General features: G+C 43.7%; 10 protein-coding genes. 7 read left to right on the forward strand and 3 right to left on the reverse strand.

Annotation, left to right across the window (positions count from 1 at the left end; translation table 11 throughout):
- Positions 1–42: 42 nt before the first annotated feature.
- The 3 genes from EO130_RS09390 to EO130_RS09400 all read left to right on the forward strand — a co-directional run bounded on the left by EO130_RS09390 (position 43) and on the right by EO130_RS09400 (position 3,463).
- A complete protein-coding gene (locus EO130_RS09390) occupies positions 43–1,131 on the forward strand; it encodes an OmpA family protein (RefSeq protein ID WP_127141261.1) in 1,089 nt (362 codons plus the stop codon).
- A gap of 107 nt (positions 1,132–1,238) precedes the next feature.
- Positions 1,239–1,844: a hypothetical protein gene (locus EO130_RS09395; RefSeq protein ID WP_127141262.1), complete on the forward strand. Its 606-nt coding sequence runs from the start codon at positions 1,239–1,241 to the stop codon at positions 1,842–1,844.
- Positions 1,844–3,463, forward strand: a complete 1,620-nt coding sequence (locus EO130_RS09400) for an amidohydrolase (protein WP_127141263.1) — start codon at positions 1,844–1,846, stop codon at positions 3,461–3,463. The genes EO130_RS09395 and EO130_RS09400 overlap by 1 nt, the downstream gene beginning before the upstream one ends.
- Before the next feature lie 69 nt (positions 3,464–3,532).
- Here the strand turns inward: EO130_RS09400 and EO130_RS09405 are convergent, their stop codons facing one another.
- On the reverse strand, positions 3,533–4,066 hold the full coding sequence (locus EO130_RS09405) for a DUF2911 domain-containing protein (RefSeq protein WP_127141264.1): 534 nt from the start codon (positions 4,064–4,066) through the stop codon (positions 3,533–3,535).
- A gap of 238 nt (positions 4,067–4,304) precedes the next feature.
- On the opposite strand from EO130_RS09405, the gene asnB reads away from it, so the two are divergent.
- Entirely contained in the window at positions 4,305–5,975 is a 1,671-nt protein-coding gene (gene asnB, locus EO130_RS09410) for an asparagine synthase B (protein WP_127141265.1), read from the forward strand.
- A gap of 118 nt (positions 5,976–6,093) precedes the next feature.
- Here the strand turns inward: asnB and EO130_RS09415 are convergent, their stop codons facing one another.
- A complete protein-coding gene (locus tag EO130_RS09415; protein ID WP_127141266.1) occupies positions 6,094–6,636 on the reverse strand; it encodes a hypothetical protein in 543 nt (180 codons plus the stop codon).
- A gap of 324 nt (positions 6,637–6,960) precedes the next feature.
- Here EO130_RS09415 and gyrB point away from each other — a divergent pair, with 324 nt between their 5' ends.
- Together gyrB and EO130_RS09425 are read left to right on the forward strand one after the other, a co-directional pair.
- A complete protein-coding gene (gyrB, locus tag EO130_RS09420) occupies positions 6,961–8,901 on the forward strand; it encodes a DNA topoisomerase (ATP-hydrolyzing) subunit B (protein ID WP_127141267.1) in 1,941 nt (646 codons plus the stop codon).
- A gap of 73 nt (positions 8,902–8,974) precedes the next feature.
- On the forward strand, positions 8,975–9,985 hold the full coding sequence (locus tag EO130_RS09425) for a DUF6588 family protein (RefSeq protein WP_127141268.1): 1,011 nt from the start codon (positions 8,975–8,977) through the stop codon (positions 9,983–9,985).
- Between the two features lie 81 nt (positions 9,986–10,066).
- On the opposite strand, the gene EO130_RS09430 is transcribed toward EO130_RS09425, so the two are convergent.
- Positions 10,067–10,438 carry a hypothetical protein gene (locus EO130_RS09430; RefSeq protein WP_241244332.1) on the reverse strand — a complete coding sequence of 124 codons (372 nt, stop codon included), beginning with the start codon at positions 10,436–10,438 and terminating at the stop codon, positions 10,067–10,069.
- A gap of 246 nt (positions 10,439–10,684) precedes the next feature.
- On the opposite strand from EO130_RS09430, the gene mdh reads away from it, so the two are divergent.
- A complete protein-coding gene (gene mdh, locus EO130_RS09435; RefSeq protein ID WP_127141269.1) occupies positions 10,685–11,611 on the forward strand; it encodes a malate dehydrogenase in 927 nt (308 codons plus the stop codon).
- The last annotated feature ends 132 nt before the right edge of the window (positions 11,612–11,743 follow it).

An 11,743-nucleotide genomic window follows, 5' to 3' on the forward strand; every position in this document is an offset into this window, starting at 1 on the left:
TTGATTGCCCAATAGTTGGCCGTTCCTATTGAAACGGAAATAATGCAGCCAAGACCAATACAGACCTTGTTTTTATCCCTTGTTTTAACGAGTTTTTCGTTAGGATACGGCCAGAATTTGGTGCAAAATGGAGGTTTTGAGGACTTTGTGTCCTGTCCCGTTAAGATGAGCAATCTCAATAAGGATGCCGCCTATTGGAGCGCTCCCACCTTGGGAACCACCGATTATTTTAACGAATGTAGCCGTACCAAACTGGGCGTTCCCATGAACTTTAAAGGAAAGCAGGCACCATACGAGGGAGCAGGTTATGCCGGAATGTATCTGTACGCTCCTAGAGATTACCGGGAATACATCCAGGTCCCCTTAACGGAAACCCTGCAAAAAGGAAGTCGGTATCGATTGACCTTGTTTATCAGCCTTTCCGAAAAATCCGATGGGGCAGTAATGGATATGGGTGCAGTATTTACCGAAAAACTACTTTCGGTGCACACCAAACGGGAGCTTTCGCAAGGAGAACTTTTGGCATCGGCCATCCAAACTACACCAATCAAACAGTTCCCGGTAACGGGGTACTATCAGGATAAACAAGAATGGATGGAACTCAGTTTTGACATGGTAGCGAAGGGATTTGAGCGCTATTTGATTCTTGGAAATTTCAAAAGTAATGCTGGTACCAATTACCTCGACAATAATGATGCGTCCAAACACAATGAAGGCTATGCCTACTACTATCTGGATGATATCACACTCACCTACCTTGGTCCAGAATACCAAACGGACGAAGTCTATGTATTGGACCATGTCAACTTTAACTTTGACCGTTTCGATTTGCAGCCCAAAGCGGAGCAAAGCCTCAAAGATATTTATGACTATCTCATGAAGAATCCTGAGTTAAAGGTCGCCATCAGCGGGCATACCGATGATTTGGGTTCCGATGCATACAACGATATTCTCTCTCGGGAAAGGGCAAGTAGCGTAGCACAGTATCTCATTGATCTGGGTTTGGACAAAAATAGGATTACTTCCAAAGGGTTTGGTGACAGCAAACCGTTGGACACCACCCTCACCGATGAAGCCCGAAGAAAGAACCGTCGTGTGGAGTTCGTAATGACAAAGTTTGAGGATAATTAGCATCCGTCAACTCAAAAAGGCCATTCGTCAATTCAAACAGGGCATCCGTCAATTCACTGCTTAAAAAATTATACAATGGTTTATTTTGGTAGCAAAATAGTATAACCATGAAATCATTTATCCTTAGGGCAATTAGTTTAGGGTGCTTTTTATTGTTCGGCCAATATGTAGCTGCACAAGTTTTTGAATATCCAAGACATGGAAGCGAATTTTATCCAAACGAAGAGTATTCCATTGTTTATTCGGAATATGCGGAGCACGAAAATACAGACGATTCAACCATGACATATAAAGAAAAGAAATATGAGGCTTTTCTATTAAAAGGGCAGGATACAATCCGTTTCGTTGGTTTTTTAAGTGAGTCAGATCTTGAGAATACCGATTTTTGGGTTTGGATAAATGATTGTCCTAAAATTGACGGAGTTGAAAAAGTCATCCTTGTGGATAACCTTTTTTCGGGCTGTGGAGATTTACTGGACTCACATTATTTTTTGGAAACCTCAAATGGTTCACTCCATCGGTTGCCAACTTTGAGTACCGAGAACATGGGTAATGAATTATATCACTACCAGTACCGTTTTCCTAATGAAAGGTTTGGTAGAGAAGGCAGAATTGTTTTGGGGTTTTTAGATTTAAATCAAGGGCATGAATTAAAGTCATTTGTAAAAGAAAAGGTATTTTTATGGGATGGTAAAGATCTAATCCCAGAATAATGAAAAAATATTTACTACTGTTTGTTATCCCAGTTTTCTTCTCTTGCAACACTAAAAAAGAGGTAGACCTCATTGTTACCAACGCGAATGTCTACACCGTCGATGCCAATTTTTCAAAAGTGACCGGTTTTGCCGTCAAAGATGGCAAGTTTGTGGCTGTTGGCGATTCAGAGGAAATTTCCAAAAAGTATAATGCAAAGAAACAGTTGGATGCCGAGGGCAAGACCATAGTTCCAGGCCTCATTGATGCCCATTGCCATTTTTATGGATTGGGGCAGAACCAACAAGTTGTTGATTTGGTGGGCACCCAGAGTTTTGACGAAGTTGTGGAACGGGTAGTGGCCTTTCAGAAAGAGCGTCCCTCAAATTTCATTAGAGGTAGGGGATGGGACCAAAACGACTGGGAGGTCAAGGAGTTCCCGACCAAGGACAAGTTGGATGAATTGTTTCCCGATACCCCCGTAGCGCTAGAACGCGTTGATGGCCATGCCTATTTGGTTAATCAGAAAGCATTGGATATGGCTGGGATTACCGACGAGACAGAAACTGAAGGAGGTGAAATCGTAAAGGAAAATGGGGAAATTACCGGGGTACTGGTGGATAATCCCATGGCTCTGGTCGATAAGGTAATTCCTGAAGCCAGTTTGGAACAAAAGATACAGGCGCTAAAAGATGCTGAGAAAATCTCATTGGATTACGGACTGACCACGGTCAACGATGCCGGCCTGCCTCGGGATATCATCGAGCTCATCGATAGCTTACAGCAAGCGGATGAATTGTCGATTCGGGTGTATGCCATGGTATCTAACTATCCTGAAAATCTAGATTATTTCTTGAACAAAGGCATCATCAAAACCGAAGGGTTGAATGTTCGTTCCGTAAAAGTTTATGGCGATGGGGCCTTGGGTTCCCGCGGTGCGGCCTTGCGGTCACCCTACTCCGATAAGCCGGGACATTTTGGGGCGATGGTCACTCCAGTGGACCAGATTGAAGCCTTGGCAGAGCGCATTGCCGCCACAGATTACCAGATGAATACCCATGCCATAGGGGATTCTGCCAATATCGTGGTGCTTCGCGCCTACAAAAAAGCATTGGAAGGCAAGAGCGACCGTAGGTGGAAAGTGGAACATGCGCAGGTGATAACGCCGTCCGATTTTGATTATTTTGAAAATGGAATCATACCGTCCGTACAACCTACCCACGCTACCAGCGATATGTACTGGGCAGAGGATAGATTGGGCGAGGAGCGCGTTAAAGGAGCCTACGCTTTTAAGGATTTGCTCGACAAAGCTGGGCTGGTAGCCTTAGGGACCGATTTTCCGGTGGAACAAGTAAGTCCGTTTTTAACCTTTTACGCAGCGGTAGCTCGTCAAGATCTTGAGCAATATCCTGAAGGTGGTTTTCAAATGGAAAATGCCCTGAGCAGGGAGGAAACCTTGAAGGGAATGACGATTTGGGCAGCCTATTCCAATTTTGAGGAAGATGAAAAGGGAAGCATTGAACCGGGAAAATTCGCAGACTTTGTGGTATTGAGCGATGATTTGATGACCATCCCATCGGAAGAGATTCCCAACGTAACCGCCGAGCAGGTTTTCCTAGGTGGTGTTCAGAAGAAATAGGAAAATTTTCTGACGTAGGAACAAAAAAAGCCCCGAATCGGGGCTTTTCTTATTTGAAATCCATTTGGATTAGTAGCTAATAGGCAAGGTAACCCTTGTGGTTCCCCATCCCATCACCATGTTGCCGTCATCATCAAAGGCAATTCCAAACGCTTCCAATTCTTCGTTGTCCATGGAAGGAGTTGCCATAGCGCGCACTACATCGGCATCACTATCGTAGGAATAGGCGCCCCATTGGTGTAAATTGTTGTTCAAGATAACGGTCCACTCATCTTCCCCGGGAATCGTAAAAAGGGAGTAAGAACCAGCCTTAACGCTTTTGCCGCCGATCATCACATCTTTGTAAAAAGTAATTTCAGTGGCTTCGTTCGCTCCAGTTCTCCAAACTTTTCCCACAGGAGCCAGTTCAGCCAAGCTACGACCTTTTAGTTGAGGACGGCTGTAAATAACTCGAACGGCCTTGTCGGTGTCCCTTGAACTCGCAGGGTAATAGGCAATATCGGCAGGACTTTTGTCCAGTCCGCTAAATTTCTGTGCAGTGGCATCGGTGGTAAATACCAAGCTGGTGCAAAGCACTACTAGTAATACGGTTAATTTCTTCATGATTGTGATTTAAGTTCCTAGTTTAAGGATTTGATTAAATGTTATTCAAATATACAGACGTGGAAATTAAGCAACCTTACAATGCGTTCATAATAAAAGCATAAAAACAAATATCAGTTACATTTATGTAGAAATAAGGCATTAAAAATTAAAAATAATAATATATTATTGATATATACTTTTGTTTTTTAATGTTAAAATGCATTTTTGTTTTAAAATTGTTATAAATTATAAAGATATGTGTGGAATTGTATGCGCATTTGATGTGAAGGAAAGTACGGAAGTACTAAGGCCCCAATTGTTGGAAATGTCTAAAAAAGTTAGGCACCGTGGGCCGGATTGGAGTGGAATTTATTCTGATGACAAAGCCATCCTTGCCCATGAACGATTGGCCATTGTGGACCCAGCTTCGGGCAAACAGCCATTATTGAGCGCGGATGGCAAATTGGTGTTGGCTGCCAATGGCGAAATATACAATCATCAAGAGCTAAGAAAGCAGTTCGAAGGAAACTATGAATTTAGAACCCAATCCGATTGTGAGGTAATTTTGGCACTTTACAAGGAGAAAGGTGTCCATTTTATAGATGAAATGAACGGAATTTTTGGTTTTGCCATTTACGATTCTGAAAAGGATGAATACTTTATTGCCCGCGATCATATGGGTATTATTCCGCTGTATATTGGATGGGACAAAAACGGTACCTTTTACGTAGCTTCTGAGCTAAAGGCCTTGGAAGGCACCTGCTCCAAGATTCAATTGTTTCCTCCGGGGCATTACTTACACAGTTCCGATGGAGAATTTGTGCGATGGTACAAACGGGATTGGATGGAGTATGATGCTGTTAAGGAGAACGAAACCAGTATCCAAAAAATAAAGGATGCTTTGGAAGCTGCGGTGCACCGTCAACTAATGTCCGATGTTCCCTACGGGGTATTGTTGTCCGGCGGCTTGGATTCCTCCGTAACATCGGCGATCGCCAAAAAATATTCCCAAAAAAGAATCGAGTCCGGTGATACTGCCGATGCATGGTGGCCACAACTACATTCGTTCTCCGTGGGACTAGAGGGCTCCCCGGATTTGGCGGCCGCAAGAAAGGTGGCGGACCACATCGGTACCGTGCACCACGAGATTAAATTTACCATACAAGAAGGGCTTGATGCCATAAAAGATGTTGTGTATAATCTAGAAACTTACGATATTACAACCATAAGAGCCTCGACTCCAATGTATTTAATGGCAAGGGTCATTAAATCCATGGGCATAAAGATGGTCTTGTCCGGCGAAGGAGCAGATGAACTGTTTGGCGGCTATCTGTACTTTCATAAGGCACCAAGCCCGAAGGACTTTCATCAGGAGACTGTTCGGAAACTGGACAAACTCCACATGTATGATTGTCTCCGAGCCAATAAATCCTTGGCGGCATGGGGTATTGAAGGTCGAGTGCCTTTCTTGGACAAAGAGTTTATGGATGTAGCAATGAGCATTAACCCAAAAGATAAAATGATCAATGGAGAACGCATGGAAAAATGGGTGGTGCGCAAAGCGTTTGAAGACTATCTGCCAGAGAGTGTCGTCTGGAGGCAGAAGGAACAGTTTTCAGATGGCGTTGGGTATAGTTGGATAGATACCCTAAAAGCCTTGGTGGAAGAAGAGATTACAGATGAGCAGTTGCAAAATGCACATTTCAAATTTCCGATACAGACACCTACATCGAAAGAAGAATATTATTATCGATCTATTTTTGAAAGTCACTTCCCTTCGGATGCAGCGGCATTGAGTGTTCCCCAAGAACCGTCAGTGGCCTGTAGTACCAAGATTGCCTTGGAGTGGGATGAGGCCTTTAAGAACATGAACGATCCATCGGGAAGAGCTGTGGCTAAGGTTCATACCGATGCATATGTGAAATAGCCCCCTTTACCAACCAACGATATGGAGCAGTAAATCTTACTTGTTTCATTTTTTAATTAGTCCGAAAAGCCCCTTGTCCAAGGGGCTTTTTAGTTGTATTAAAAATGTTGGGACCTAACTAGAAGTGAAGAGCGAAACCTACTCGGAATTCAAATATTCCTTCATCGGTGAAATCCTCATTAAGGCTAAGATTATATCGCAAACCGGGCTCAATACTGACCATATCGCCAATAAAGATGGCATAGCCTCCTTGTAAGCCCAACCAAAGGGGATTTTCGTTAGCGTCCTTTATGCTGGCGCCAGTGACATCTATTTGAACGGGGATAGTATTTATGATATAATACTTAGCGCCCAATTTATAGGTTAGGATCGATTCCGATATATCAAAATCAGAAAAACTGGTGCTGGTGTATCCCACCCCTGCTTTGAGTGCCAAACCATCCGCTACAAAGTAGCCACCTTCATTGCCAATACTCCAAGAAGTGATTCCATCTGATGTAAAAAAACCAAACCCTGTATTGGCTGCGTGTGCGGAAACACCGCCAAAACCTGTGTTGGCTTCAATCAGCCAACTACCTTGGTCGGTCTGGGTTCCATCTTGGGCTTGAATTGTGTAAACAAACCCTACTGTTGCCATAAGCAATAAAAACGCTTTTTTCATAATGTTAAATTAGAATGTATACACACAAACATATACTTTCTGCCCCTAAGCACCAATGTTTTGAATAGCTATTTGAAAGATTTAAACTTAACTTCTTATAAAATATTTCTTACTTATCTCCGCTTTTACACTGATTGCTGAATTTCGTAAAATCAGTTGGTATGGTTTTCTGCTTTGTTCTAAAATTGACAGCTAAAAACGGGGGCGTTTTCCACAGTTTTTGTTGATAACTTAAGGGGTTGGAAATAGGGTTTGGGCCTAATTGCACTGGGTATTCACTATATTTGTAAGATTTGAAATTTTGAGCCAAATACCTATAAATATATGAGCGAAGAAGCAAACAAGAAACAATACTCGGCGGATAGTATCCAGGCCCTTGAGGGTATGGAGCACGTACGTATGAGACCTTCCATGTATATTGGAGATGTTGGGGTCCGTGGATTGCACCATTTGGTGTACGAGGTAGTGGATAACTCCATTGATGAGGCGATGGCCGGCCATTGTGATCGGATAGATGTGATCATCAATGAGGATAACTCCATCACCACTCAAGATAACGGTAGGGGTATCCCTGTAGACCTGCACAAAAAGGAAGGTGTTTCTGCCTTGGAGGTGGTTATGACCAAAATTGGGGCCGGTGGTAAATTTGACAAGGACTCCTACAAGGTCTCAGGTGGACTCCACGGTGTGGGTGTCTCCTGTGTGAATGCCTTGTCCTCCCACTTAAAGGCAACAGTATATCGAGATGGAAAGATATGGGAGCAGGAATACGAAAGAGGAAAAACCCTTTATCCAGTAAAAAGTGTTGGTGAAAGTTCCGAGACTGGAACTATTGTCACTTTCGTTCCAGATAACACCATCTTTACCCAAACCACGGAATACAATTATGAAACCCTTGCCAATAGGATGAGAGAGCTCTCCTATCTGAACAAAGGGGTAACCATAACCTTGACCGATAAAAGGCGCAAGGACGAAAAAGGAGAAGTTATCTCCGAAACCTTCCATTCGGAGGAAGGACTCAAGGAATTTATCAAGTTTTTGGATGGCACTCGTGAGCCTTTGATCCAGAGCGTGATTTCCATGGAAGGTGAAAAGAACGGTATTCCGGTGGAAGTGGCCATGGTCTACAATACAGGATACACCGAGAACCTACATTCCTATGTGAACAATATCAATACCCACGAAGGAGGTACGCATCTTTCTGGTTTTAGAAGAGGTTTGACCACAACCCTGAAAAAGTATGCGGATAACTCTGGGATGTTGGATAAGCTCAAGTTTGAAATATCAGGAGACGATTTCCGCGAAGGACTTACCGCCATTGTATCCGTGAAGGTAGCCGAGCCACAGTTTGAGGGACAGACCAAGACCAAATTGGGGAACCGTGAGGTGACCAGTGCCGTCAGCCAGGCTGTTTCCGAAATGTTGACCGACTATCTGGAAGAGAATCCAGATGATGCCAAACAAATTGTGGAAAAGGTAAAACTCGCCGCACAGGCTAGGCATGCAGCCGCAAAAGCCCGTGAAATGGTTCAGCGTAAGAACCCGATGAGCGTTGGCGGTTTGCCAGGAAAGCTATCTGACTGCTCCGAGCAGGACCCAACCAAATGCGAAGTGTTCCTGGTAGAGGGAGATTCCGCGGGAGGTACGGCCAAGCAGGGTAGAGACCGTAATTTTCAGGCTATTCTTCCATTACGAGGTAAAATCCTGAATGTGGAAAAAGCCATGCAGCACAAGGTTTTTGAAAATGAAGAAATCAAAAATATCTACACCGCTCTTGGGGTGACCATCGGAACGGAGGAAGATAGCAAGGCCTTGAACTTGGAGAAACTACGTTACCACAAAGTTGTCATCATGTGTGATGCGGATGTCGATGGTAGCCACATTGAAACACTCATTTTGACCTTCTTCTTCCGTTATATGAGGGAATTGATAGAAGGTGGGCACGTTTATATTGCGACCCCGCCATTGTATTTGGTGAAAAAAGGAGCCAAAAAACGCTATGCGTGGAACGATAAGGAGCGCGATGCGATCAATGCAGAAATGGGTGGTGGAGCAGGTATCCAGCGTTACAAAGGTCTTGGTGAGATGAATGCCGAGCAGCTTTGGGATACGACTATGAATCCAGATTTTAGAAAATTACGTCAGGTACAGATTGACAATGCAACGGAATCCGACCGTATTTTCTCCATGTTGATGGGGGATGAGGTGCCACCTCGACGAGAATTTATAGAGAAAAATGCCGTCTATGCCAACATAGACGTATAAATAACCTAGATTTCACAACAAAAACTCGCCCCAAAAAGGCGAGTTTTTTAGTTTTGGTCAAAACTTCAATAGTATGAAAAGAATAGTATTAGGCTTAGCACTGGTTTCCATGACCATGGTAAAGGCCCAAGATTTAAACGATATTTTCGTATCGGGCGTCGCAGATGCCGAACGATTTGCCAATGCCTATCTATCGCCCGTTTCTGAAGGAACTCTCTACAGTATTTCAACCGGATGGTACAATACGGCCGATGCAAAACCCTTGGGAGGTTTTGAAATTTCCATCGTTGGAAACTTGACTGGTTTTAAAAATAAGGATGATAAAAAGGCCTTCCTTTTGAATCCAGCAGATTATGAAAACCTCGACTTTGTGAACAACCCAGGCCAAGCTAGATTGGTGTCCACCGCATTGGGCGACATTGATGGAGTAGAAGTGTTTGTGGAAGACGAAAGCGGCTTGTTCCGAGAGGAATTTGAACTTCCTTCGGGTCTTGCGGGCGAAAATCTCAATTTTATCCCATCAGGGTATATTCAGGCGAGTGTGGGGTTGATCAAGGGTTTGGAGGTAAAAGCCCGTTTCTTGCCACAGATCAAGTTTGAGGACGACGCCAAGATTGGATTGTTTGGTGCAGGTTTGCAATATGATTTCACCAAAATGTTGCCTGCGGATAAGGTGTTGCCCGTTGCTATATCTGCCGTAATAGGCTATACCAATCTGAATGGAGAGTACGATTTCACCGATTCTTCGACCATTCAAGGAAGTGACCAGCGTCTGGATGCTTCCTTTAAAACGTGGAACTTTAGTGCAGTGGTTTCAACCAAAAATATTCCCGTCATCAATTTTTACGGTGGGTTGGGCTATATCACAGGAAAATCGGATATTGATTTGTTGGGTACCTACGAGGCCAACGGACCTTTCTTCGCCGAAACTGTGGTAGATCCATTTACGGTTTCTCAAAATGCCAGTGGTATTAACGCCAACTTGGGTACCAAAATAAAGCTAGGCTTTTTCAGGCTCAATGCCGAATACAATATTGCCGAATTCCGCACTTTTACCTTTGGTATCAACTTCGGATTCAGGTAGTAGGTAACCCAAAGGACATACCCAAAAATAAAGAAGGCCCCGCTCCCGGGGCCTCCTATTTTCATATATGTAGCCTTCACGTTACTCCCTGGTGGCGAAGACCGAGCCATTATCCAAGGTTAAGATTTCAGGTTTTTTGGCTTTTTCCAAGCTTACGGTGATATCTTTCACTTGAGAATCACCATATATAATGGTATAGGTCCCGTTCTCTTCGGACCATTTAAAATCGGTATAAAAAGTCAATTTGGAATTGGAGTAGGTTTGGTACCTACCTAAATAAACGTCGTTAAAAATCCACTCTTCGCGAGTAGTGTTGGTTCCCTTGCCTTCAAGGATGGAAGATTCAGTTTTTGACCAGATGCCCAAGATAGGGTCGTGGTTTTCTGGTACGCGTGTACAGTTGCTGATGGCGATGATGCCAACAATCGACAACAATGAAAAGAGCTTTTTCATAGGTCAAGTAGGTTACGTTAAATTTGGGACTATTAGAACGTCGGTTTGTGACGATGTATTGTATAAAAAATGGAAAATAGTTGCATTTGGTTTAGGACAATGATGTAGGTCATGTTGGAGCAGACAATCCAAATTGATGGGAACAAGCTGCCGTTTGCACAAAAGAAGCCGCTAAAACTGGTAAAAGTCAGCTTTTTTCTGCCTCAAATGCCTTATTTTTGAAGACTAAAATTTAAATCTATACACATGAAAGTTACCGTAGTTGGAGCTGGTGCAGTAGGAGCAAGCTGCGCTGAATACATAGCGATGAAAAATTTTGCATCAGAAGTTGTTTTATTGGACATCAAAGAAGGTTATGCCGAAGGAAAGGCCATGGATTTGATGCAAACCGCTTCTTTGAATGGATTTGATACCAAAATTACTGGAAGCACCAACGATTACAGCAAAACTGCGAACAGCGATATCGCAGTGATTACCTCTGGAATACCACGTAAACCAGGTATGACCCGCGAGGAATTGATCGGAATCAATGCTGGAATTGTAAAAACGGTATCCACCAGTCTCTTGGAGCACTCTCCCAACGTGACCATTATTGTAGTGAGCAATCCTATGGACACGATGACCTATCTGGTGCACAAGGCTACGGGCTTGCCCAAAAACCGAATCATTGGTATGGGAGGAGCTTTGGACAGCGCACGTTTTAAATACAGATTGGCCGAAGCCTTGGGAGCACCAATTTCCGATGTGGATGGAATGGTAATCGGAGGACATAGCGATACCGGAATGGTACCCTTGATTGGGCATGCCACCCGTAATAGCGTAAAGGTTTCCGAATTCCTATCCGAAGAAAAAATGAACTGGGTCGTGGAAGAGACCAAGGTGGGAGGTGCTACATTGACCAAATTGCTCGGAACCAGTGCTTGGTACGCTCCAGGAGCCGCTGTTTCTGGTTTGGTGCAGGCCATTGCTTGCGACCAAAAGAAAATGTATCCATGTTCCACCTTGTTGGAAGGCGAGTACGGTTTAAATGATATCTGTATTGGTGTTCCCGTGATCTTGGGCAAGAACGGTATCGAAAAAATCGTTGAAATCGAACTGTCCGATGCGGAAAAGGCCAAAATGCAAGAAAGTGCCGAAGGTGTTAAAAAAACCAACGGATTACTGGACGTATAGCCTTTATCAAACCAAATTTATTGAATTGCCATTTCTGACGTAAGCCCTAAGGAAATTGCCCAGCGGTTTTGGGAGATTCCAAGGTTTGTCGGGAATGGCAATTTCTTTTTTGGCCCATAACCATCATCAGGA

Source organism: Flagellimonas marinaquae, assembly GCF_003992675.1.
In the GTDB taxonomy this organism is placed as follows: domain Bacteria; phylum Bacteroidota; class Bacteroidia; order Flavobacteriales; family Flavobacteriaceae; genus Flagellimonas; species Flagellimonas marinaquae.